Genomic DNA, 21,616 nt, shown 5'->3' on the forward strand with positions numbered 1-21,616 from the left:
TCCTCCCCCTCTGGGGGAGGTGGCCCGGAGGGCCGGAGGGGGCAGCGCGGCCTATGCCGAGTAGCCCCCTCAGTCGCTTCGCGACAGCTCCCCCAGAAGGGGAGCAGCGATCAGCTACGCATCGACCATGTTCTTGGCCACGGCGGCCTCGCGCATGTTCTTCTGCAGCTTCTCGAACGCCCGGACCTCGATCTGGCGCACGCGTTCGCGGCTGACGCCGTACTGGGCGGCCAGTTCTTCTAGGGTGGTCGGGTCGTCCTTCAAGCGGCGTTCCGTCAGGATGTGACGCTCGCGGTCGGTCAGTTCGACCATCGCTTCTTCCAGAAGCGACATCCGCAGCGACTTCTCCTCGTTCTCGGCGACGACGGTCTCTTGGCTGACTTGATCGTCGTCGGCCAGCCAGTCCTGCCACTCGCTCTCGCCGTCCGTGCGCAGCGGCGCGTTCAGCGAAGCGTCGGGGCCCGACAGGCGGCGGTTCATCGAGATGACCTCGCTGTCCAGCACGCCCAGCTTGGTGGCGATCTGGCTGACTTGGTCAGGGTGCAGGTCGCCTTCCTGGAAGGCGGCGATCTGGCTCTTGGCCTTGCGCAGGTTGAAGAACAGCTTCTTCTGCGCGGCGGTCGTGCCCATCTTCACCAGCGACCACGAACGCAGGATGTACTCCTGGATCGAGGCGCGGATCCACCACATGGCGTAGGTCGCCAGGCGGAAGCCCTTCTCGGGTTCGAACTTCTTGACGGCCTGCATCAGGCCGACATTGCCTTCCGAGATAACCTCGCCGATCGGCAGGCCGTAACCGCGATAGCCCATGGCGATCTTGGCCACGAGACGCAGGTGCGACGTCACCATCTTGTGGGCAGCGGCGGAGTCCTGATGCTCTTTCCAGCGTTGGGCGAGCATGAACTCCTCGTCCTTCGGAAGCATCGGGAACTTGCGGATCTCGGTGAGATAACGCGACAGGCCGCCGTCCGGCGACATCACCGATAGAGAATTCACGGCCATACTTCTTATATCCCCTTGCGTGCGGATCCGCTGCTCAAGTGCGCGCGATCATCCCTCACACGAGGAACTAGATAGTTCGCGAAGCTGCGGTTTGAAGAGCGGTAACGCATTTGTAATGTCCGAGTTGCCCGCTTGGATATTGTACGAATGCGGCGTGACTTTGATCCCGGCCGCTATTAGCGCATCTGGCGCCCCCGTTCAGCGACCGGAGATTCCATGAAGCGTTCGATCATCCTCGCAGGGCTCGTGGCCCTATGTGTCAGCAGTCGCGCGGACCTGGCCTGCGCCGCGCCCCGCGACGTGGCCCGCGAGGCGGCCAACCGCAAGCTGGTCGTCGAGTTCTACGACCGCGTCTTCAATCGGCACGAGGTGGTCGAGGGCGCCAAGGTGCTGACGGACGACTATCGCCAGCACAATCCCGAGGTCCCGGACGGCAAGGCGCCGTTCCTGGCCTATTTCGTCGAGGCGTTCAAAGCCAACCCGGCGTCTCGCGCGCGCATCGTGCGCGTGGCGGCCGACGGCGACCTGGTCTGGCTGCATGTCCACTCCACCGAAAACCCGGCCGATCGCGGGCAGAGCATCGTCGATATCTTCCGCGTCAAGAACGGACGCATCGTCGAGCACTGGGACGTCATCCAGGCCGTCCCGGCCGAGGCGGCCAACAAGAACACCATGTTCTAGGGCGATCTTGCGCGAGCGAGGGCTTGCGCCATTCTGCGATCAGCCAAGGGGAGTCGCGCCGCATGTTCCGTTTCATCTTCCGCATCCTGATCGCCGCCGCCGGCCTGTGGCTGGCCGCCCGCATCGTGCCGGGCGTCACGGCCGATGGCTGGACGACGCTGCTGATCGCCGGCTTCCTGCTGGGGATCGTCAATGCGGTGGTGCGCCCGGTGGTGACGATCCTGACCTTCCCGCTGACCCTGCTGAGCCTGGGCCTGTTCCTGCTGGTGGTGAATGCGGCGATGATCGGGCTGGTGGCCTGGTTCCTGGACGGCCTGGCGGTGCGCGGCCTGCTGGCGGGGATCGAGGCGGCGATCGTGACGGGCGTCGTCAGCTGGGTCGGGCACGTGCTGCTGGGGGACGCGAAGAAGGAGCAATCCTGATCCCGTCTCCCCGGCGAAAGCCGGGGCCCAGATGGAAGAGCGCTGGGGCGGGTTCTAAGAGCGCCGCGCTGATCCAATCATCCCCAGCACCATGAGATCTGGGCCCCGGCTTTCGCCGGGGAAACGGATTTGGGGAAGAATGGATTTTTGAGGGCAGGGTACGCAGGGGCAATCTAGCGCTCGGACCCCATCGGCGTAACCTCGGTCTCCGGGAGGAAGCCGAGATGAAGATCACCGGCGTCAATCACCTGGCCCTGGTCTGTCGCGACATGGCCGAGACGGTGAGGTTCTATTCCGAGGTGCTGCAGATGCCCCTCGTGAAGACCGTGGCCTTGCCCGATGGCGGCCAGCACTTCTTCTTCGACTGCGGCGGCGGGTCCTGCCTGGCCTTCTTCTGGTGGCCCGAGGCCCGGCCGGCCGCGCCGGGCATTGCGTCGGTCAAGAGCTTCCCAGCCGACTCCAAGACCGCCGTGGGCTCGATGAACCACGTGGCCTTTACCGTCGATGAGGCCGACCTGGAGGCCTGTCTGGAGCGCCTGCAGGCCGCCGGCGTCCCGGCCTTCCCGATGGTGGTCAATCACGACGACAGCGAGATGGGCGTGGCGCGCAAGCTCCATCCCGGCGTCTTCGTCCGCTCGGTCTATTTCACTGACCCCAACGGCATCATGATGGAGCTGGCCGCCTTCACCCGCGACTTCGGGCCGGAGGACGTCAAGCACGCGCCGGCCAAAGCGACGGTGGACGCCTAGATGCCGCGCCTGCGCGAGATCCCCCGCGCCGAAGTCACCGACGAGCGGACGCTGAAGCTCTACGACCTGTTGTTCGGCGACCGCGACCCGGTGGCCCAGCCTGGAACCGCCACGGGCACGCGCGGCGACTGGTGGACGGTCTTCGCCGGCAGCCCCGACGTGCTGCGCCACGCCGCCCAGGGCTTTGTCCTTTATCGCGATCCGACCCGCAAGCTTGATCCGGTGCTACGCGAACTGGCCCAGACCCGGGCCGGCTGGACGCGCGGCAGTCAGTTCGTGTTCTCCCAGCACTGCAAGTCGCTGCGCGGCCTCAAGGTCTCGGAAGAGAAGATCGCCGCCGTGCCGCACTGGCAGGTGTCCGAGGCCTTCGACGCCCACGAGCGCGCGGTGTTGGCCTATGCCGACGGCCTCGTCCTGGACGGCGGCCGCATCGCCGACGGGGTGTTCGCGGCGCTCAAGGCTTTCCTGACCGACGAGCAGATCCTGGAGCTGACCTACATCACCTGTCTCTACGAGATGCACGCGGTGATGAGCCGGGCCCTGCGCACCGAATTCGACGATCGCCCCGAACCTGTGGTTGAAGTCGCCGCGCCCGACAAATTCGACGGGCAAGACTTCCTGGATACCGGCAGGTAATGTTCCTGAAGGTCTGAGTAATCACGGTAAAAATCGCCGAAAACACTGTGACAACGGCATGAAGTTTTGGCGAAATGGCGGGCCCCAAGCGACGCCATTAGTACGTCGTTAGCGCAGAAATGGTCCTTCCCTCGGTTGAGTGGAGGCGTAACCATGTTCACCCTGCGGGATACCGTTTCTTCCCTGACTCCCGCGCGTCAGGACGATCTCGGCAAGGCCCTGTACGAGCGGTTCCGTGAGGAGCCCGACACCCTGATCGTCCCGGTCGTCGACGCCGACGACCGTCCGATCGGCATCGTCGAACGCAACGCCTTCTTCCTGCGCATGGCCGCCGAGTATGGCCGCGCCCTCTACGCCAACCGTCCGATCTCGACGCTGATGGACCGCGAGCCGCTGGTCGTCGACGCCGACATGGCCCTGGCCGAGTTCACCACCGACAGCCTGTCGTATCGCGCCTCCGACCTGCTGCGCGGCTTCATCGTCACCGAGGGCGGCCGCTATATCGGCGTCGGCACGGTGCTGGGCCTGCTGCAGGCCGCCAACGAGACCAATCGCCGGGGCGTGGCCGAACTGGCCAAGGCCAAGGCCGAGGTCGATCGCGCCCAGACCTTCATGACCGCCATCGTCGAGGCCATGCCCTCGATGGTGTTCGTCAAGCGCGCCGACGACCACTCCTACGTTCTGCTGAACCGCGCCGGCGAGAAGATCCTGGGCCGTCCGCGCGCCGAGGTGGTCGGCAAGACCGACGCCGACTTCCACGACGCCGAGCTGGCCGCCCTCTATGTCGAGCGCGACCGCGAGGTGCTGGACTCCGGCGAGGTCCGCGTGATCGAGGAAGACCACGTGCCGCGCAAGGACGGCGGCATGGCCATCCTGCGCACCAAGAAGATCGCCCTGCTCAACGCCGAGGGCCAGGCCGAGTACCTGCTGGGCGTCTCGGAAGACATCGCCGAGCGCAAGCGGGCCGAGGCTCAGATCGCCCGCCTGGCGCACTACGACCCGCTGACCGAGCTGCCTAACCGCGTGCTGTTCCAGAAGCACCTGTCCGAGGCCCTGGCCCGCCGCGTCCGCAAGGGCGACCGGCTGGCCGTGCACTTCATCGACCTGGACCGCTTCAAGACCGTCAACGACACCCTGGGCCACCCGCTGGGCGACGCCTTGCTGCGCGTCGCCGCCGAGCGTCTGCGGGGCTGCGTGCGCGAAGGCGACACCGTGGCCCGCCTGGGCGGCGACGAGTTCGCCGTGGTCCAGACCGGCCTCAAGGACATGACCGGCGCCACGCGCCTGGCCGCCCGTATCGTCGAGGCGATGAGCGCCCCGTTCGACCTCCAGGGCCACCATGTGGTGATCGGCGCCAGCGTCGGCGTCGCCGCCGCGCCCTCGGACGGCGAGGACGCCGACGAACTGCTGAAGAAGGCCGACATGGCCCTCTATCGCGCCAAGGCCGACGGTCGCGGCGCCTTCCACTTCTTCGAACGCGCCATGGACGAGCAGCTGCAAGCCCGTCGCGCCCTGGAGCTGGACCTGCGCCGCGCGCTGCAGGCCGGCGAGTTCGAGCTGTTCTACCAGCCGCTGTACAATCTGGGCGACGAGCGCGTCACGGGCTGCGAGGCCCTGCTGCGCTGGCGCCACCCCGACCGGGGCATGGTCTCGCCGGCCGACTTCATCCCGCTGGCCGAGGAGATCGGCCTGATCGTGCCGCTGGGCGAGTGGGTGCTGCGCACGGCCTGCGCCGAGGCCGCCAAATGGCCCGCCCACGTGCGCCTGGCCGTCAACCTGTCGCCGGCCCAGTTCCGCGACCGGGGCCTGGTGCGCACCGTCGTCTCGGCCCTGGCCGCCTCGGGCCTGCCGGCCCAGCGCCTGGAGCTGGAGATCACCGAGTCGGTGCTGCTGCAGGACAGCCAGGCCAACATGCAGATGCTGCATGACCTGAAGGCCCTGGGCGTGCGCATCTCGATGGACGACTTCGGCACGGGCTACAGCTCGCTGAGCTATCTGCGCAGCTTCCCGTTCGACAAGATCAAGATCGACCAGACCTTCGTCCGCGATATCCTGGAAGACAGCGACGCCATGGCCATCATCAAGGCCGTGCTGGACCTGGGCTCGTCCATGGGCATCGTCACCACGGCCGAGGGCGTGGAGACCCTGGAACAGCTCAACGCTCTGCGCGGCCAGGGCTGCGCCGAGATCCAAGGCTACTACATCAGCCGCCCGGCCCCCGCGGCCGAGATCGCCAAGATGCTGGGTGTGGAGCGGATGGAGTTCGCCGGCGCGTCGGTGACGGTGCTGGCGACGGAAGCGAAAGCGCCTGCCGTGCTTGAAACGCAGGACAAGCAACCGGTTCGGGCGGCCTCGTAACCCCTAGCCGGCCTTACGCGGGCGGCCTCCGAGTTTCCCGTTCTCGCGCGCCGCGGCGGACTTGCGATCGCTGCGGACGCGCCCGCCCTCTTGGCCAAGGCGTGACGCCATCAGGTCTTCGAACCGAACACGCCCTCGACCAACGCGGGGATGTAGAGGTCGGCGTCGATCGCCGGGAAGTGCAGGCCCGTACCCGCGCCGACGATCTCGACCGCCTTCAGCTGGATGGTCGTCGCGCTCTGCAGCGCCTGAGCGAGGCGCGGCGGGAAGCTGAAGAAGGCGCCATTCGTGAAGGCGATTTCAATCAGCCCACGGGCTGTATCGTAGCGCGCGGACACCGCCTGCGGATGCTGCGCGCGAGTAGCCGTGCTGCGGTCGGCGGCCGAGTCGATCTCTTCATCCGTAATCGCCATGCACACGTTTCCATTCGGCGCAGAGCAGGGCGAGATTGGCCTCGACCTGTTCGATGATCGGCCTCAGCTCCCGCGCCGCGAACCCGTGGTTTTCCCGAAGGGCCACGGGACCGTGTGGCAGCTCGTCGTTGCAGTTCAGCAGCAAAACCGCCGCCTGGTCAGTTCCAACGACGTGCACGTGGCTCGGTCGATGATCTTCCGAGTAGATGACAACGCGGATCTTGCCGTGACGCAGCAGGGTGACCATGGGGAGATTATCAAAAACCCAAGCGATTGGGAATTGTGCGATAATCTCAACCTATGAGAGTTCTTGTGATTTCCGCAAGCGTTCGGGTGGTGGGATTCAAACCACCCGCTTCAGCGCCGCGCCCAGGTCCTCGACCATTTCCGGCGTGGTCGCCCACGAGCACATGAAGCGCACCGTGCCGTCCAGGAAGCGGTAGACGAACCAGCCTTCGCCGCGCAGGCGCTCCAGCGTCGGTTCGTCCATCTCGACGAAGATGCCGTTGGCCTCGACCGGGTGCTTGATCTCGAACGGCATCAGCGCCGCCAGCTTTTGCGCCATGGCGTTGGCGTGCGCCGCGCGGGCGGCCCACGGACCGGTGGAGCCGTCCTCGCCCAGCAGGCCCAGCCACGGAGCGGCCAGGAAGCGGCCCTTGCTGACCAGCTGGCCGGCGTGTTTGAGACGCGCGTCCAGGCGACGCTTGTGGGCGGGGTTGAGGAACACCACGGCCTCGGTCGGGGTCGAGCCGGCCTTGGTGCCGCCCATGACGAGAATATCGACGCCCATCCTGGCCACGCTCTTCAGGTCGAAGCCGGCGGCCACGGCGTTGGCCAGGCGCGCGCCGTCCAGGTGGACGCCGTAGCCCTTGGCCTTCACCGGCGCGATCAGGCTGGCCAGGTGCTCCTGCGAATAGACCGTGCCGTATTCGGTGGCGGTGGTCAGCGACAGGGCGTTGGCCGGCTGGTTGTACGAGACCTCGGGGCGCTTGAGGGCGGCTTCCAGCGCCGCCAGCTCGATCTTGCCCGAGGCGCCTGGCAGGCCGATCAGGCCGCCGCCTTGGCTGAAGAAGCCGGGTGCGCCGGTCTCGTCGGTGCAGATGTGGGCGTGCTCGTGGGCCAGCACCGCCTCGTGCGGCGCGGCCAGCAGGGTCAGGGCGAAGGCGTTGGCGGCCGTGCCCGAGGCGGTGAACTTCACCTCGGCGTCGGCGTCCAGCAGCGCGCGGATGCGGTCGCCGGCGGCCTTGCTGACGTGGTCGGTGCCATAGCCGGAAGCCGTGCCGGCGTTGGCGGCGACCAGCGCCTCCATGACCTCGGGCATCGCGCCCGCCACGTTGTCGGAAGCGAAGTCGTAGCGGGCGGCCATCAAGTCCTCAGAAGGTCGGGTTCTCGGGGAAGGCCGGACGGCCAGGCTCGATGCGATGCCACGGCTGGGCCGCGCTCGTCCAGAGGTGCACGGCCGGATCGAGGAACGAAGGGTCATCCAGGCTGCCCGCCTTGACCGGCAGGAAGGGCAGGGCGCCTTCCGACCACAGCGGCGTGCCGCAGTCGCCGCAGAAGATCCGGGCCACCTCGGCGCCGCTGCCGCCCGGGCGGACATAGCGCTTGGGCTCGCCCTTGGTGATCGTGAAGCCCGTCGTCGGCGCCAGGGCGACATAGTTGGGGCCGCCGCCGGTCGAGTACTGGCAGGCGCGGCAGTGACAGACGCCCGACCCCATCAGGTCCTGGCTGATCTCATAGCGGATGGCGCCGCACTGGCAGCCGCCTTCGAGCTTGGTCATGATCTTCCTCCCTCGGCGGACCTAGTGGTCTCTGGCCCACTCGCGGACATCCTGCACGAAGAGGCCCGGCTCCTCCATCGCCGCGAAGTGGCCGCCGCGCGGCTGGTCGGTCCAGCGGGTGATGTTGTAGGCCCGGTCGGCCCACGAGCGGGGCGGGGGCTTGTAGATGCTCTCGCCCGGGAAGTTGGCGAAGGCGGTCGGGGTCTCGCAGCGCTGGCCCTCCGCCAGCACGGGGCCGCCTTCCTCCAGCAGCGCGCGGTAGTACCAGGCGCCGGTCGTGAAGCTGCCGGTCATCCCATAGAGCATGATGTTGGTCAGCAACTGGTCGCGGGTGAAGACCTGCTCGAAGGACCTCTCCGACAGGTCCGCCCAGTCGTGGAAGCGCTCCAGGATCCAGGCGGCCTGGCCGACGGGGTTGCTGGCGCCCAGCCACGCGACCGATTGCGGCTTGCTGGCCTGCAGGCGGAAATAGGCGCCCCATAGGTCCATCTGCGCCCCGAAGCCGGTGATCCAGGCGATCTCCTCCGGCGTCGTGGGCGGTCCGTGCGGGCGCAGGCCGATCATGTTGAGGTGGATGGCCTTCACTCGCGCGGCATGGTCCAGGCCCAGCCAGGAAGTGACCAGCCCGCCCCAGTCGCCGCCCTGGGCGAGGTAGGTCTCGTAGCCCAGCTGGCCCATCAGCGTGTCGAACATCCGCGCGGTGGCCCGCTGGCCCAGCGGCCGCTTGGGCTTGCCGGAGAAGCCGAAGCCCGGCAGCGACGGGATCACCAGGTCGAAGGCGTCAGCCGCATCGCCGCCATGGCGCGACGGAAAGGCCAGGGGCTCGATGGCGTCCCAGAACTCGAAGTGGCTGCCCGGCCAGCCGTGGCTGATCAGCAGCGGCCGCTTGCCGTCTGCCTCGCCGACCACGTGGACGAAGTGGATATCGAGGCCGTCGATCGTGGTCGTGAACTGCGGGAAGCGATTGAGGTTCGCCTGCGCCGCCGCGACGTCAAAGCCGTCGGTCCAGTAGCCGCAGAGAGCCTGCAGGAAGTCGGCGTCACAGCCATAGCCCCAGCCGCCGCCCTCCGGCGCGGGTGGGAATTCGTAGGCGCGGACCTGGCCGAGGAGCTTGTCGATCGCCTCGCGGCTCCACTCGACCTTGAACGGCGTCACCATGGCGGCCTCCCTGTTTTGAGGGAGCCTCCGCCGGGTTACGCGAGGGCGGTCAACACAAACTCTGCTCCCCCTCTGGGGGAGCAGAGTGGGTTAGGCGGCCGCGAACCGCATCCGCACCTTCGGCCACAGCATGTTCACCGCCAGCCCCGTCAGCACCAGCGCCGCCGCGATCAGCTTCCAGGCCGGCAGGCCCTCGCCCAGCAACAAGGCCGAGGCGCTCATGCCGAACACCGGGACCAGCAGGGCCATCGGGGTCACCGTCGCGGCCGGGTGCCTCGCCAGCAGCCAGCCCCAGGCGGCATAGCCGAACATGGTGTTGCCTACCGCCTGCCAGGCGACGGCGACCCAGGTCCAGGGACCCGCGCCGGTCACGCCCTTGACGATGGCCGGCCAGCCTTCCAGCCACAGCGACATGGCAAACAGCGGCGGGATCGAGAACAGGCTGGCCCAGACGACATAGCCCAGCATGTTCACCGGCCCGGCCTGGCGCGCGACGATGTTGCCGCCCGACCAGCTGAGCGCGGCCAGCAGGCCCAGCATCACGCCCAGCGGCGTCGCCGCCCCGCCGCCGTGGGCGGCGATGACCACGATGCCGGCCACGGCCAGCACCAGGGCGGCGATCTGGAAGCCCTGGATGCGCTCCTTGCTGATCCACATGGCCATGCCGATGGTGAAGAACACCTGGGTCTGCAGGATCAGCGAGGCCAGGCCCGGCGAGATCGAGCCCTTCATGGCCACGAACAACAGGCCAAATTGCCCCGCCCCGATCAGCAGGCCATAGGCCGCCAGGTTGCTCCACGACACGGCCGGGCGCTTGACGATGAACACCATGGGCACGAGCACCATGCAGAAGCGCAAGGTCGCGAACAGCAGCGGCGGCAGGTGGTTCAGGCCGATGCGGATGACCACGAAGTTCGTGCCCCACACCGCCACCACGGCCAGGGCCAGCAGGAAGTGGCGCAGGGGCAGGGGGGCGTGGGTCGGCATGGCGGTGGTTCCAATCGCAAGCTGGACTAGCCTGGACCTGAACCCTCGAGCCCGACGTCGCAACGGAAACATTGTCCCCGTGACAATCGGGGCGTGATGGTCAGAGCGCGGCGATGCCTAGGCCTCGGGCGATGGTCGAGAACACCAGGGCGCGCAGTTGGGCGGGGTCGATCGAGGGGGCCAGCTTGTTGGTCAGCTGCAGCATCAGCAGTCCGTGCAGCACCGACCAGAACATGTGGCCGATCAGCTCGGCGTCGCCCGCGATCAGGCCCGCCTCGATCAGGCCCTCGACATGGACGGTCATGGTCCGGCGGGCGCGGACGATGGCGGCCTGCAGCGCGGGATAGTCGCCTTCCGTCGGCTGGTTCAGATCGAACATCAGGCGATAGGCCTGAGGCTCGGCCAGGGCGAAGTCGATATAGGCCTGGCCGGCGTCGCGCGAGCGGCGCGCCGGGTCCGAGGTCGTGGCCATGGCCGCTTCCAGTCGCGCGGCGAAACGGTCGAAAGCCGCCGCGCGCACGGCCGCCAGGATCGCGTCCTTGTCCTTGAAGTAGCGGTAGGGGGTCATCGGACTGACGCCCAGCGCCTGGGCCAGCTCGCGCATGGTCACCGCCTCGATGCCGCGCTCGGCGAACAGGGTCTGGGCCGCCTCGCACAGGCGGCCGCGGAAGGCTTCGACGTCTTCGGACGACAGGACGCGGGGCAACTCAGAATCCCAATTGACTCGACCTGTCGCTTACAACATAAATTTACATCGTAAACAATAAAACTCTGGGAGACCGACCATGGACGGCGATGTGCGGATCAATCCGTTTCTCAGTGGCAATTTCGCGCCGGTGCGCAGCGAGGACGACTTCGTGCTGACGGTCGAGGGGACGCTGCCGGCGGGTCTGCGCGGCACGCTCTACCGCAACGGCCCCAACCCGCAGTTCGACCCGCGCGACGCCAACTACCACTGGTTCGTCGGCGACGGCATGTTGCACGCCTTCACGGTGGAAGACGGTCAGGTCCGCTATCGCAACCGCTGGGTCCGCACCAACAAGTGGGCGCTGGAGCACGAGGCCGGCCAGGCGCTGTGGGGCAGCTGGGGCAACCCGATGACCACCGATCCGTCGGTGCTGGGCGTAGCCTCCGAAGGGGCGATGAACACCAACATCATCCGCCACGGCGGCCACCTCTTGGCGCTGGAAGAGGCCCACGCCCCGTTCGAGATGAGCGGTCCGGACCTGGAGACGCTGGGCGCCTACGACCTGGGCGGCAAGGTCACCGCCCACCCCAAGGCCTGCCCGATCACCGGCGAGCTGGTGTTCTTCGCCTATGCCGACGACCCCACGCCGCTGTCGAACAAGGTCAGCTGGGGCGTCGCCGACAAGGACGGCAAGCTGCTCAAGCGCGAGACCTTCGAGGCCCCGTACTGCTCGATGATCCACGACTGCATCGTCACCGAGCACCACATCGTCATTCCGGTGCTGCCCCTGACCGGCAGTCTGCCGCGCGCCATGAGCGGCAAGCCGGTCTTCGCCTGGGAGCCGGAGCTGGGCGGCCATCTGGCCGTGATGCGCCGCGACCAGGGCGTGGCCAGCCTGCGCTGGATCGAGATTCCGGCGGCTTACGCCTTCCACGTCATGAACGCCTTCGAGCAGGGCCAGACGATCGTCGCCGACGTCATGCGCTACGCCACCGCGCCGCTGTTCCCCAACGCCGACGGGACCAAGGGCGAGAACGCGGCCGCCTATCTGACGCGCTGGACCATCGACCTGGACGCCGGGACGGTCAGCGAAGCCGCGCTGGACGACACCGCCGGCGAGTTCCCGCGCTTCGACGAGCGCTTCGCCGGCATGCCCTACCGCCACGGCTGGTTCGTGGGTCAGAGCCTGAAGCCCGGCGATTTCCGCTCCAACATCGTGGCCCATGTCGATCTCGTCGCCGGGACGCGGAAGACTTGGACCGTGCCGCAGGGCGACGCGATCTCGGAAGCTGTCTTCACCCATGCCGGAGAGGGCGCGGCCGAAGGCGAGGGCTGGTTGACGGCGGTGATCTATCGCCAGGCTGACGACATGTCCGAGTTCGTGGTCTTCGACGCCCAGGCGGTCGAGAACGGCCCGATCGCCAGCGCCAGGCTGCCGCGCCGGGTACCGTTCGGCTTCCACGGCCAGTGGGTAGCGGCTTAACCACCCTTGTCATCCCGGAAAGCCCGCGGGGCTTGTCCGGGACCCAGGGGCCAAGCGCAATGCGGTGGCCCCTGGGTCCCGGCTCTCCGCTTCGCTGCGGCCGGGATGACAAGTTTAGAGTGGGGCAAACGACTGTTTGACTTCGGCGTGGGCGCACGTCCTACTCCCCGCCGAACAAGCCGGAGACGCCGCCATGGCCTGGGATTTCGTCGTCGCCAAGAGCGACCTGCGCCGCAGTGAATTCCACGACGTGGCGCCGCCGCCGCTGGCCGACGGCCAGGTCCGCCTGGCCATCGAGAGCTTCGCCCTGACGGCCAACAACATCACCTACGCCGTGTTCGGCGAGATGATGAAGTACTGGGAGTTCTTCCCCGGTCCGGACGGCTTTGGCCGCGTGCCGGTCTGGGGCCACGCGCGGGTCGAGGCCTCGGCCCATCCGGACATCGCGGTCGGCCAGCGGTTCTACGGCTACTGGCCGATGTCGACCCACCTGACCGTGCAGGCCAAGCCGAGCCGCGCGGGCTTCACCGACGTCGCGCCGCACCGCCAGCCGTTGCCGCCGGTCTACAACCAGTACCTGGCGGTCGGCGCGGAAGAGGCGCTGGAGGCGCACCGGGCGCTGCTGCAGCCGCTGTTCATCACCGCCTTCCTGATCGACGACCAGTTCGACGAGCACGCCTTCTACGGCGCGACAAGCGTGATCCTGTCCAGCGCCTCGTCCAAGACGGCGATCGGCCTGGCGGCGTTGCTGAAGAAGCGCGGCGGCGTGAACGTCGTGGGCCTGACCTCGCCGCGCAACAAGGCGTTCGTCGAGGGGCTGGGGTTCTACGACCAGGTGGTCCTGTACGACGACGAGGCCAGCGCGCCGATCGAAGGGCCGGCGGCGTTCGTCGATTTCGCGGGCGACGCGGCAGTGCTGGCGAGCGTGCACAACCGGTTCGCCGATGAACTGAAGGCCTCGATCCTGGTCGGCGGCACGCACTGGGAGGCGCCGCGTGGCGGCGGAGCTCTGCCGGGTCCGACGCCGGCCTTCTTCTTCGCCCCGGACCGCGTGGCCAAGCGCCAGAAGGACTGGGCGCCGGGCGAGTTCGAGCAGCGCCACGGCGCGGCGTGGACGGGTTTCGTGGCCGATGCCCCGCGGTGGCTGAAGGTGGAGACCGGGCAGGGCCGCGAGGCCATGCAGGCGGCCTACCTGGCGCAGGTGGACGGCGGGACGGCGGCGGATGTGGGCGTGGTGCTGCGGCCCTAAGCGCCCCCACCGTCTCGCTGCGTATCCGCAGCGATCCACCTCCCCCGTTTCACGGGGGAGGAGAAACACTCCCTCCTGCCCCGCTTGCGGGGGAGGTGGCGCGGCGCCGATAGGCGACGTGACGGAGGGGGCGCTAGGCGGCGACCCGGCCTTCATCTTCCAGGCTCACGCCCAACCGCTCACGTAGAGCCTGCGCGCCGGTTGGGGTCACCCTCACCGCGCGCCCCTTCTCCTCCAGCGCCAGCCATCCGCGTGCCGTCATCGCCTCCAGCAGCTTGACCCCCAGCGGCCCTGCCAGGTGATGCCGCCGTTCGGTCCAGTCCAGGCACTGTCGCGCCACGCCTCGCGGTGAGCGCAGGGCGTCCACCGCGACGCCCAGGTCCTCGAACCAGACCCGTCCCGCATCCGTCACCGCGAACAGTTTGTCGTCCGCCGGCCGGAGCAATTCCCGCTCGACCAAAGCCTCGCAGACCCTCACGCCCAGCCGCCCCGCCAGGTGCCCGTAGCAGCACCGCGCATCCCGCAACGCCCGGGCCTTGGGCGACCTCGGGACCTCCAGCGACCGCACCGGCGCCGCCAGCATCGACAGCGCCTCGATCGCGTGCGCCACCTCGGCCGAGGCCAGGCGGTAGTAGCGGTGGCGGCCCTCCCGCTCGACCGCCAGCAGGCCGCCATCGACCAGCTTAGCGAGGTGGTTGGAGGCCGCCTGGGCGGTGACGCCGGCGGCCCAGGCCAGGGCGCTGGCGGGCTGGGCGCGGCCGTCCTGAAGCGCCTGCAGCATGGCCGCGCGGGTCGGGTCGCCGATCAGGGCGGCGGGGGAGGCGATATTGGCGTCCATGGCGGCCACCTTAGACCCTTCGCCGACGGAATGGTTCATCGGCGCATGTAGCAATCGGTCGCCGGATCGGGGCATGACGAAGCCCATGAACAAGCCGCGCCTCGTCTGGATCACCGCCGCCGCCAGTTTCGGCTTCCTGGTCACCCAGCTGGACGTGACCATCGTCAATGTCGCGCTGGACGCCATCGGCAAGGCGTTCGACGCCCCGACCGCGCAGCTGCAATGGGTGGTCGACGCCTATGTGCTGGCCCTGGCGGCGATGCTGCTGTCGGCCGGCGCGATCGGCGACCGGGTGGGACCCAAGCGGGCGTTCATGGCGGGCCTCCTGCTGTTCGGCGTCGCCTCGGCCGCCTGCGGCTTCGCGGGAAGCCCCTTGGCCCTGATCCTGGCGCGCGTGGCCCAGGGCGCGGCCGGGGCGCTGCTGATCCCGCCGTCGCTCGCTTTGATCGCCCACGCCGCTCACGGGGACGACAAGGCGCGGGCGGCCGCCGTCGGCTGGTGGACCGCCGCCGGCGGGGTGTCGATCGCCGCCGGCCCGGTGCTGGGCGGCCTGCTGGTCGAGGCGGTCGGCTGGCGCTGGGTGTTCTTCGTCAACCTGCCGCTCTGCGCGATCGGGGCCGTGCTGACCCAGTGGATCGCCGCCGAGACGCCGCCCAAGCCGAAGGTCCCGTTCGACATTCCCGGCCAGGCCCTGGCGGTCTCGGCCGTCACCCTGCTGGTCGGCGGGCTGATCGAGGGCGGGCATCGGGGCTGGAGCGGCGCGCCGCTGGCCGCCCTGGTCGCCGGCCTGCTGCTGGCGGTGGCCTTCGTGCAGGTCGAGCGCCGCGCCGCTCATCCGGCCATGCCGCTGGCCGCGTTCCGCAAGCGTCCGGCCTGGACGGCGGTGGTGGTCGGCTCGGCGCTGAACTTCACCTATTACGGCCTGATCTTCGTGCTGGGGCTCTACATGCTGCGGGCCCTGCACTGGGCGCCGGGCAAGGCCGGGATCGCCTTCCTGCCGCTGACCGCCACCTTCGTGCTGTCGAACCTCGTCAGCGGCGGCCTGGTGGCCCGTCTGGGCGCGAAGACCGTGACGGCTGGCGGCGTGCTGATCGCCGCCTGCGGCTACGCCCTGACCGCGCGGCTGGGCGTGGGGAGCGGGATGCTGGAGATGCTGCCCGGTTTCGCCCTGATCCCCGGCGGCATGGGCTTGGCCATCCCGGCCCTGACCAGCGGCCTGCTGGCCAGCGTCGACCGCCACGACGCCGGCGCGGCCTCGGGGACCTTGAACGCCTGCCGCCAGGTCGGCGGCGCGGCGGGGGTGGCGATCTTCGGGGCGCTGGCGGGGACGAATGTGGTGGCGGGCTTGCGGTTGTCGGGGATCAGCGCGGCGGTGATTTTGGCGGGAGCGGCGGTGGTGATCCTGCTGCCCCGACGCCTGTCATCCCGACCGTAGCGAAGCGGAGAGCCGGGACCCAGGGGCAACCGCAATGCCATTGGCCCCTGGGTCCCGGACAGCCTCTGCGAGGCTTCCGGGATGACAAGAATTTAGCAAAGAAAACGCCCGCCCCGGTTTCCCAGGGCGGGCGCTCAAACTCAAAACTCAGCTCAGACTCACACCAGCGAGCCGTGGCACTGCTTGAACTTCTTGCCCGAGCCACAGGGGCAGGGGGCGTTGCGGTTGGTGCGCTCCCATTCTTCCGGCAGGGACGAGATCGGCAGGGCCTGGCGTTGTTGCGGCGACAGGCCGTCGGGGATCGCGCCGGCGACGGCGGCGTTTTCGCCGGTCAGCGGGTCGAGGTGGACCTCGACCAGGTTCTCCAGCGACGAATGCGGCGTCTCCGGTTCGGCATAGGCGATCTCGACCGTCATCAGCCAGCGGGTGGTGTTGGTGCGAAGATCTCCCAGCAGCTTCTCGAACAGCGAGAAGGCCTCGGTCTTGTACTCGTTCAGCGGATCACGCTGGCCGTAGCCGCGCAGGCCGATGACGTTGCGCAGGTGGTCCAGGTGCATCAGGTGTTCGCGCCACTGCAGATCGATCATCTGCAGCAGGAAGTTCTTCTCGACCGAACGCATCTGGTCGGGCGTGATGATCGTCTCGCGCTCGGCGGCGTAGGCGTCGGCGGCCTTCTGGATGCGATCCTTGATCTCTTCGTCGGCGATGCCTTCCTCGGCGGCCCACGTCTCGATCGGCAGGTCCAGGCCCAGGATCGACTGGACGCGTTCCTTCAGGCCCTCGACGTCCCACTGCTCGGCATAGGCCTTGGGCGGCAGGTGACGGGCGATCAGGTCGTCGATCGTGTCCTGACGCATCTCATGGATGATGTCCGAGAGGTCGGTCGACTCCATGAACTCCTGGCGCTGCTCGAACACGGCCTTGCGCTGGTCGTTGACGACGTCGTCGTACTTCAGGAGGTTCTTGCGGATCTCGTAGTTGCGCTGTTCGACGCGCTTCTGGGCCGTGGCGATGGCGTTGTTCAGCCACTTGTGGGTGATCGCCTCGCCTTCCTGGACGCCGAAGGTGCGCATGATCGCGTCCAGGCGCTCGCCGGCGAAGATGCGGAGGAGATCGTCCTCGCACGACAGGAAGAACTTCGAACGACCCGGGTCGCCCTGACGGCCGGTGCGGCCGCGCAGCTGGTTGTCGATGCGGCGGCTTTCGTGGCGCTCGGTGCCCAGCACGAACAGGCCGCCGGCGGCCAGGGCCTTTTCCTTGGACTCGGAGATGTCGGCCTCGACGCGGGCGCGCTCGATGGCCTCGTCCTCATGGCTGATCGCCAGGCCCATGCCCTTCTGCTGCTGGCGCCAAGTGGCCATGCGCATGTCGAGATTGCCGCCCAGCTGGATGTCGGTGCCGCGGCCGGCCATGTTGGTGGCGATGGTCACCGCGCCCGGGAAACCGGCGTCGGCGACGATGCCGGCTTCCTGTTCGTGGAAGCGGGCGTTCAGCACCTGGTGCGGGATGCCCTTCTGCTTCTTGCCGTCGTTCTCGAAGCTGAAGGTGGCCAGCAGCTTGGACAGCTCTTCCGACTTCTCGATCGACACGGTGCCGACCAGGATCGGCTGGCCGCGCACGTGGCAGTCGGCGATCTGCTTGAGGATGGCCTCGTTCTTCTCGCGCTCGGTGCGATAGACCTCGTCATCGTCGTCGATGCGCTTGATGACGCGGTTGGTCGGGATTTCCGAGACGCTCATCTTGTAGATGTCGTCGAATTCCTGAGCCTCGGTCGACGCCGTGCCGGTCATGCCCGACAGCTTGGTGTAGAGGCGGAAGTAGTTCTGGATGGTCACCGAGGCCAGGGTCTGGTTCTCGGGCTGGATGTCGGCGCCTTCCTTGGCCTCGATGGCCTGGTGCAGGCCTTCCGACAGGCGGCGGCCGGTCATCATGCGGCCGGTGAACTCGTCGATCAGGACCACTTCGCCGCCCTTGACGATGTAGTCCTTGTCGCGCGTGTACAGCACGTTGGCGCGCAGGGCCTGGTTGACGTGGTGCACCACCGAGACGTTGGCCGCGTCATAGAGACCCGCCGAGTCCTCGGCCAGGTGGCCGCCCGACATCAGGATCTCTTCGATCTTCTCCTGGCCGTCTTCCGTCAGGATGACCTGCTTCTGCTTCTCGTCGTGGTCGTACGTGCCCTTGTCGAGGATCAGCTGCTTCACCAGCACGTCGATCGTCTTGTAGAACTCGCTGCGATCCTCGGTCGGGCCCGAGATGATCAGCGGCGTGCGGGCTTCGTCGATCAGGATCGAGTCCACTTCGTCGACGATGACGAAGTTGTGGCCGCGCTGGACCATTTCCTCGACGCTGTAGACGAGGTTGTCGCGCAGGTAGTCGAAGCCGAATTCGTTGTTGGTGCCGTAGGTGATGTCGCTGCGATAGGCGCGCTGACGCTCACCCTGGCTGAGGCCGTTGACGATGACGCCATACGACAGGCCCAGGAAGTTGTAGATCTGGCCCATCCAGTCGGCGTCGCGGCTGGCCAGGTAGTCGTTGACGGTGATGACGTGGACGCCCTTGCCTTCCAGGGCGTTCAGATAGGTGGGCAGGGTGGCGACCAGGGTCTTGCCTTCACCCGTGCGCATTTCCGAGATGCCCGAGAAGTGCAGCACCATGCCGCCGACCATCTGGACGTCGAAGTGGCGCATGCCCAGCACGCGCTTGGAGGCCTCGCGCACCACGGCGAAGGCTTCGTTCAGGATGTCGTCCAGCGTCTGGCCCTTGGCCAGGCGGTCCTTGAACTCGGCGGTCTTGGCCGTCAGGGCCTCGTCCGACAGGGCCGCGTATTCGGCCTCCAGCGCATTGATCTTGACGACCCGCGCTTGGAAGGTCTTGACCTTGCGTTCGTTGGAAGAGCCGAAGAGCTTTTTGGCGAGACCAAGCATGCAGGGGGAATCCGGTGGCACGGTTTTGACGAGGAGGCCGGCGCTAAGGCTGTGCGGCCTCGACTACGGTAGATGAAGTCACGCCGGATCAACGGATAAATCCGTTCTTCCCGCGCGGCCGGAGACTTAAGCACCGGCCTTCTTGGTGTCAACGCGAAGACCCTGGCGCAACTAAGGCTTTCGGGCCGCTTAGTGGCCGTCCTGCCTCAGTTTTCGCAAGGCCGAACGCTTTCGATGGCGAAGCCGTTTCCACTCCGCGAAAAAGCACGCTAGAGCCGTCTGCAACAAAGCCGGAGATCTTGGCCTTGAAGACCACTTTCCGCCTCGCAACTTTGATCACCGCCGTGACCTGCGCCCTGCTGGTGGCGGCGTGCGGCCAGAACAAGGTCGCCGACAAGCCGCCGGAGCCGGGCGACACCGCCGTGGCGCGCGTCAACGGCCAGGTGATCTGGGCGTCAGACGTCAAGCGCGAGGCCGTGGCGCAAGGGTTGATCAGCGAGGGCGAGCCGTTGGATATCTCCAGCGAGGTCTTCCGTCAGCGCCTCGACGAGGTCATCGACCAGAAGCTGTTGGCCGCGGAAGCCGTCAAGCGCAAGCTGGACAAGGACGCCATCGTCCAGCGCCGCCTGGCCGCCCAGCGCGAGCGGGTGCTGGGCGACCGCCTGGTCGAGGGCGTGGTCGAGAAGGCCGTCACCGAGGACGCCATCCGCAAGCTCTATGCCGAGCAGCAGAAGCTTTCGAAGCGCTCGGAAGAGATCCGCGCCCGGCAGATCATCGTCGGCACCCAGGCCGAGGCCGACAGCATCAAGAAGCTGCTCGGCACCGGCGCCTCGTTCGACGCCCTGGCCATGGAGCGCTCGACCGACCAGGCCACCCGCTTCAACGGCGGCGATCTCGGCTACTTCACCCTGGACGTGATGCCCGAACCCTATGGCGTGGCCCTGAAGGACGCCGCCAAGGGCGCGCTGGTCGGTCCGTTCGCGGCCGAGGGCGGCTGGGTCATCGTCAAGGTCGAGGACAAGCGCACCGAGGAGCCGATCACGCTGGAGGCCGCTCGGCCGCAGATCGTGCGCTTCCTGACCTATGACCAGGTGCGCGACATCCTCGAGAAGCTGCGCGGCTCGGCCAAGGTCGAGATGCTGATCGGCAAGCCCCAGGACGTTTCCGGCGCCGCTGGCGCCCAGGAGCCGGCCTCGGCCCCGCCCGAACCGCCGGCCGGCGCGCCGGCTTCGGCTCCGCCCCCTGCCCAACCCGCTAAGAAGTAAGAGCGGCCCCATGACCAAAACTCCAAAGACTTCGGGCAAGACCACGGCCGCGAAGGCTCCTGAAGCCGCGCCCACGTCCACGTCCAATCCGGTGGCCGCCGCCGGCGCCGCGATCGAGCGCGCCCTGGTCGATCCGTTGACCTCGGCCCTGAAGCGCGCCGGCCTGCGTCGCGCCCAGAAGTCGGCCGGCGAAGTCGCGCCGGCGCCGGCCGCCCCAACGCCCTCCAAGCCGACCTCGACCGGCGCGGGCAAGCCCGGCTTGGCCGTCTCGCCCCTGGCCGTGCCGTTCCCGGTCATCCCGCCGATCGCTGGCGTCGAGATCGCCACCGGCCGCGCGGGCTTCTACAAGCACGAGCGCGAAGATCTGCTGCTGATGAGCTTCGCCGAGGGGACCTCGGCGGCCGGCGTCTTCACCCGTCACGGCGTCGGCTCGGCGCCCGTCGACTGGTGCAAGCGCCAGCTGGCCGCCACGGGCGGGGCGGACGTCCGCGCCCTGGTGGTCAACGCCGGCTGCGCCAACAGCTTCACCGGCCGCCCCGGCGCCGACGCCGTGCGCCGCGTGGCCACGGCCGTGGGCAAGCGCCTGGACTGCCGCCAGCGCGACGTGATGATGGCCTCGACCGGCGTCATCGGCGTCATCCTGGACGACGCCAAGATCACCGCCCGCCTGCCGGAAGTCGAAGCCCGCCTGAAGGCCGACGCCTGGGCCGAGGCCGGCCGGGCGATCATGACCACCGACACCTTCCCCAAGGGCGCGTTCGCCACCGCCCTGATCGACGGCGTGGAAGTGAAGATCGCCGGCATCGCCAAGGGCTCGGGCATGATCGCGCCCGACATGGCCACCATGCTGGCCTTCGTGGCCACCGACGCGGCGATCGCGCCTGCCGCGCTGCAGACCCTGGTCAGCCTCTACACCCGCACGACCTTCAACTGCGTGACGGTGGACGGCGACCGCTCGACCAACGACACCCTGCTGCTGTTCGCCACCGGCCAGTCGGGCGCGCCCAAGATCCACCGCGCCGGCGACAAGCGCCTGGCCGACTTCCGCGACAAGCTGGAAGCCGTGCTGCTGGACCTGGCCCTGCAACTGGTCAAGGACGGCGAGGGCGCCACCAAGTTCGTCAAGATCACCGTCAACGGCGCCGAAAGCCACGCCTCGGCCCGCAAGATCGCCCGCACCATCGCCGAGAGCCCGCTGGTCAAGACCGCCTTCGCCGGCGAGGACGCCAACTGGGGCCGCATCGTCATGGCCGTGGGCCGCGCCGACGAGCCGGTCGCCCGCGAGAAGATCAGCGTCAAGTTCGGCGACTTCTACGCCGCCCGCGACGGCCTGATCTCGGCCGAATACGACGAGGCCAAGATGAGCGCCTACGTCAAGAACCAGGAGTTCGAGGTCAGCGTCGACGTCGGCGTCGGCAAGGGCTCGGCCACGGTCTGGACCTGCGACCTGACCAAACAATACGTGGCCATCAACGGCGACTACCGCAGCTAGGACAAGGTCGCGCCGCCGCTCCCCGGGACTGAGCGGCGCGAACCCGAAGAGC

20 protein-coding genes and 1 pseudogene are annotated in these 21,616 nt (G+C 68.1%); 10 read left to right on the top strand and 11 right to left on the bottom strand.

Annotated features, from left to right (window positions below; genetic code table 11):
- Positions 1–114: 114 nt before the first annotated feature.
- On the bottom strand, positions 115–1,011 hold the full coding sequence (gene rpoH / locus AC07YH_RS18280; RefSeq protein ID WP_494748464.1) for an RNA polymerase sigma factor RpoH: 897 nt from the start codon (positions 1,009–1,011) through the stop codon (positions 115–117).
- A 207-nt stretch (positions 1,012–1,218) separates the two neighbouring features.
- Here rpoH and AC07YH_RS18285 point away from each other — a divergent pair, with 207 nt between their 5' ends.
- The 5 genes from AC07YH_RS18285 to AC07YH_RS18305 all read left to right on the top strand — a co-directional run bounded on the left by AC07YH_RS18285 (position 1,219) and on the right by AC07YH_RS18305 (position 5,848).
- The gene (locus tag AC07YH_RS18285; protein ID WP_494748382.1) at positions 1,219–1,683 is read left to right on the top strand and encodes a nuclear transport factor 2 family protein; all 465 of its coding nucleotides are present in this window, start codon (positions 1,219–1,221) and stop codon (positions 1,681–1,683) included.
- Between the two features lie 62 nt (positions 1,684–1,745).
- Complete coding sequence (locus tag AC07YH_RS18290) at positions 1,746–2,105, top strand: phage holin family protein (protein WP_494748383.1); 360 nt, start codon at positions 1,746–1,748, stop codon at positions 2,103–2,105.
- A gap of 224 nt (positions 2,106–2,329) precedes the next feature.
- The gene (locus tag AC07YH_RS18295; protein WP_494748384.1) at positions 2,330–2,854 is read left to right on the top strand and encodes a VOC family protein; all 525 of its coding nucleotides are present in this window, start codon (positions 2,330–2,332) and stop codon (positions 2,852–2,854) included.
- Complete coding sequence (locus tag AC07YH_RS18300; RefSeq protein WP_494748385.1) at positions 2,855–3,490, top strand: carboxymuconolactone decarboxylase family protein; 636 nt, start codon at positions 2,855–2,857, stop codon at positions 3,488–3,490.
- 153 nt (positions 3,491–3,643) lie between these two features.
- Positions 3,644–5,848: a putative bifunctional diguanylate cyclase/phosphodiesterase gene (locus AC07YH_RS18305; protein ID WP_494748386.1), complete on the top strand. Its 2,205-nt coding sequence runs from the start codon at positions 3,644–3,646 to the stop codon at positions 5,846–5,848.
- 110 nt (positions 5,849–5,958) lie between these two features.
- Here AC07YH_RS18305 and AC07YH_RS18310 read toward each other — a convergent pair whose 3' ends face one another.
- The 7 genes from AC07YH_RS18310 to AC07YH_RS18340 all read right to left on the bottom strand — a co-directional run bounded on the left by AC07YH_RS18310 (position 5,959) and on the right by AC07YH_RS18340 (position 10,893).
- Complete coding sequence (locus tag AC07YH_RS18310) at positions 5,959–6,261, bottom strand: DUF2442 domain-containing protein (RefSeq protein ID WP_494748387.1); 303 nt, start codon at positions 6,259–6,261, stop codon at positions 5,959–5,961.
- Positions 6,245–6,508, bottom strand: coding sequence for a DUF4160 domain-containing protein (locus AC07YH_RS18315; protein ID WP_494748388.1), 264 nt, complete (start codon positions 6,506–6,508; stop codon positions 6,245–6,247). Before AC07YH_RS18315 ends, AC07YH_RS18310 begins: the two co-directional genes overlap by 17 nt.
- A 96-nt stretch (positions 6,509–6,604) precedes the next feature.
- Entirely contained in the window at positions 6,605–7,627 is a 1,023-nt protein-coding gene (locus AC07YH_RS18320) for a threonine aldolase family protein (protein WP_494748389.1), read from the bottom strand.
- Positions 7,628–7,634: 7 nt separating this feature from the next.
- Complete coding sequence (locus AC07YH_RS18325; RefSeq protein WP_494748390.1) at positions 7,635–8,042, bottom strand: GFA family protein; 408 nt, start codon at positions 8,040–8,042, stop codon at positions 7,635–7,637.
- Between the two features lie 21 nt (positions 8,043–8,063).
- On the bottom strand, positions 8,064–9,200 hold the full coding sequence (locus AC07YH_RS18330) for an epoxide hydrolase family protein (protein ID WP_494748391.1): 1,137 nt from the start codon (positions 9,198–9,200) through the stop codon (positions 8,064–8,066).
- A gap of 90 nt (positions 9,201–9,290) precedes the next feature.
- Complete coding sequence (locus AC07YH_RS18335; protein WP_494748392.1) at positions 9,291–10,187, bottom strand: EamA family transporter; 897 nt, start codon at positions 10,185–10,187, stop codon at positions 9,291–9,293.
- A 100-nt stretch (positions 10,188–10,287) separates the two neighbouring features.
- Positions 10,288–10,893, bottom strand: a complete 606-nt coding sequence (locus tag AC07YH_RS18340) for a TetR/AcrR family transcriptional regulator (protein WP_494748393.1) — start codon at positions 10,891–10,893, stop codon at positions 10,288–10,290.
- A 79-nt stretch (positions 10,894–10,972) separates the two neighbouring features.
- On the opposite strand from AC07YH_RS18340, the gene AC07YH_RS18345 reads away from it, so the two are divergent.
- Positions 10,973–12,358 carry a carotenoid oxygenase family protein gene (locus AC07YH_RS18345; RefSeq protein WP_494748394.1) on the top strand — a complete coding sequence of 462 codons (1,386 nt, stop codon included), beginning with the start codon at positions 10,973–10,975 and terminating at the stop codon, positions 12,356–12,358.
- Here AC07YH_RS18345 and AC07YH_RS18350 read toward each other — a convergent pair.
- Positions 12,355–12,469: pseudogene (locus AC07YH_RS18350) on the bottom strand (hypothetical protein); the annotation flags it as partial. The gene AC07YH_RS18345 and the pseudogene AC07YH_RS18350 overlap by 4 nt on opposite strands.
- 82 nt (positions 12,470–12,551) lie before the next feature.
- On the opposite strand from AC07YH_RS18350, the gene AC07YH_RS18355 reads away from it, so the two are divergent.
- Positions 12,552–13,607: a DUF2855 family protein gene (locus AC07YH_RS18355; RefSeq protein ID WP_494748395.1), complete on the top strand. Its 1,056-nt coding sequence runs from the start codon at positions 12,552–12,554 to the stop codon at positions 13,605–13,607.
- Between the two features lie 133 nt (positions 13,608–13,740).
- Here the strand turns inward: AC07YH_RS18355 and AC07YH_RS18360 are convergent, their stop codons facing one another.
- Positions 13,741–14,445 carry an ArsR/SmtB family transcription factor gene (locus tag AC07YH_RS18360; RefSeq protein WP_494748396.1) on the bottom strand — a complete coding sequence of 235 codons (705 nt, stop codon included), beginning with the start codon at positions 14,443–14,445 and terminating at the stop codon, positions 13,741–13,743.
- A 73-nt stretch (positions 14,446–14,518) separates the two neighbouring features.
- Here AC07YH_RS18360 and AC07YH_RS18365 point away from each other — a divergent pair, with 73 nt between their 5' ends.
- On the top strand, positions 14,519–15,880 hold the full coding sequence (locus AC07YH_RS18365; protein ID WP_494748397.1) for an MFS transporter: 1,362 nt from the start codon (positions 14,519–14,521) through the stop codon (positions 15,878–15,880).
- 158 nt (positions 15,881–16,038) lie between these two features.
- Here AC07YH_RS18365 and secA read toward each other — a convergent pair whose 3' ends face one another.
- Positions 16,039–18,807 (bottom strand): preprotein translocase subunit SecA, encoded by a 2,769-nt coding sequence (gene secA, locus AC07YH_RS18370; RefSeq protein ID WP_494748398.1) that lies wholly within the window; start codon positions 18,805–18,807, stop codon positions 16,039–16,041.
- 299 nt (positions 18,808–19,106) lie between these two features.
- Between secA and AC07YH_RS18375 the strand changes: the two genes are divergently transcribed.
- On the top strand, positions 19,107–20,072 hold the full coding sequence (locus AC07YH_RS18375) for a peptidylprolyl isomerase (RefSeq protein ID WP_494748399.1): 966 nt from the start codon (positions 19,107–19,109) through the stop codon (positions 20,070–20,072).
- Between the two features lie 10 nt (positions 20,073–20,082).
- Positions 20,083–21,564, top strand: a complete 1,482-nt coding sequence (gene argJ, locus AC07YH_RS18380) for a bifunctional glutamate N-acetyltransferase/amino-acid acetyltransferase ArgJ (protein WP_494748400.1) — start codon at positions 20,083–20,085, stop codon at positions 21,562–21,564.
- The last annotated feature ends 52 nt before the right edge of the window (positions 21,565–21,616 follow it).

This window comes from Caulobacter sp. GW456-12-1-14-TSB4, assembly GCF_059424195.1.

What these genes read in the sequence shown, in the direction of transcription:
- AC07YH_RS18300 (WP_494748385.1), top strand. Translation starts at nt 2,855, where the DNA reads ATGCCGCGCCTGCGCGAGATCCCCCGCGCCGAAGTCACCGACGAGCGG.
- AC07YH_RS18305 (WP_494748386.1), top strand. Translation starts at nt 3,644, where the DNA reads ATGTTCACCCTGCGGGATACCGTTTCTTCCCTGACTCCCGCGCGTCAG.
- AC07YH_RS18315 (WP_494748388.1), bottom strand. Translation starts at nt 6,508, where the DNA reads ATGGTCACCCTGCTGCGTCACGGCAAGATCCGCGTTGTCATCTACTCG.
- AC07YH_RS18355 (WP_494748395.1), top strand. Translation starts at nt 12,552, where the DNA reads ATGGCCTGGGATTTCGTCGTCGCCAAGAGCGACCTGCGCCGCAGTGAA.
- AC07YH_RS18335 (WP_494748392.1), bottom strand. Translation starts at nt 10,187, where the DNA reads ATGCCGACCCACGCCCCCCTGCCCCTGCGCCACTTCCTGCTGGCCCTG.
- AC07YH_RS18345 (WP_494748394.1), top strand. Translation starts at nt 10,973, where the DNA reads ATGGACGGCGATGTGCGGATCAATCCGTTTCTCAGTGGCAATTTCGCG.
- AC07YH_RS18365 (WP_494748397.1), top strand. Translation starts at nt 14,519, where the DNA reads ATGACGAAGCCCATGAACAAGCCGCGCCTCGTCTGGATCACCGCCGCC.
- AC07YH_RS18290 (WP_494748383.1), top strand. Translation starts at nt 1,746, where the DNA reads ATGTTCCGTTTCATCTTCCGCATCCTGATCGCCGCCGCCGGCCTGTGG.
- AC07YH_RS18310 (WP_494748387.1), bottom strand. Translation starts at nt 6,261, where the DNA reads ATGGCGATTACGGATGAAGAGATCGACTCGGCCGCCGACCGCAGCACG.
- AC07YH_RS18325 (WP_494748390.1), bottom strand. Translation starts at nt 8,042, where the DNA reads ATGACCAAGCTCGAAGGCGGCTGCCAGTGCGGCGCCATCCGCTATGAG.
- AC07YH_RS18360 (WP_494748396.1), bottom strand. Translation starts at nt 14,445, where the DNA reads ATGGACGCCAATATCGCCTCCCCCGCCGCCCTGATCGGCGACCCGACC.
- AC07YH_RS18320 (WP_494748389.1), bottom strand. Translation starts at nt 7,627, where the DNA reads ATGGCCGCCCGCTACGACTTCGCTTCCGACAACGTGGCGGGCGCGATG.
- argJ (WP_494748400.1), top strand. Translation starts at nt 20,083, where the DNA reads ATGACCAAAACTCCAAAGACTTCGGGCAAGACCACGGCCGCGAAGGCT.
- AC07YH_RS18295 (WP_494748384.1), top strand. Translation starts at nt 2,330, where the DNA reads ATGAAGATCACCGGCGTCAATCACCTGGCCCTGGTCTGTCGCGACATG.
- secA (WP_494748398.1), bottom strand. Translation starts at nt 18,807, where the DNA reads ATGCTTGGTCTCGCCAAAAAGCTCTTCGGCTCTTCCAACGAACGCAAG.
- AC07YH_RS18285 (WP_494748382.1), top strand. Translation starts at nt 1,219, where the DNA reads ATGAAGCGTTCGATCATCCTCGCAGGGCTCGTGGCCCTATGTGTCAGC.
- AC07YH_RS18330 (WP_494748391.1), bottom strand. Translation starts at nt 9,200, where the DNA reads ATGGTGACGCCGTTCAAGGTCGAGTGGAGCCGCGAGGCGATCGACAAG.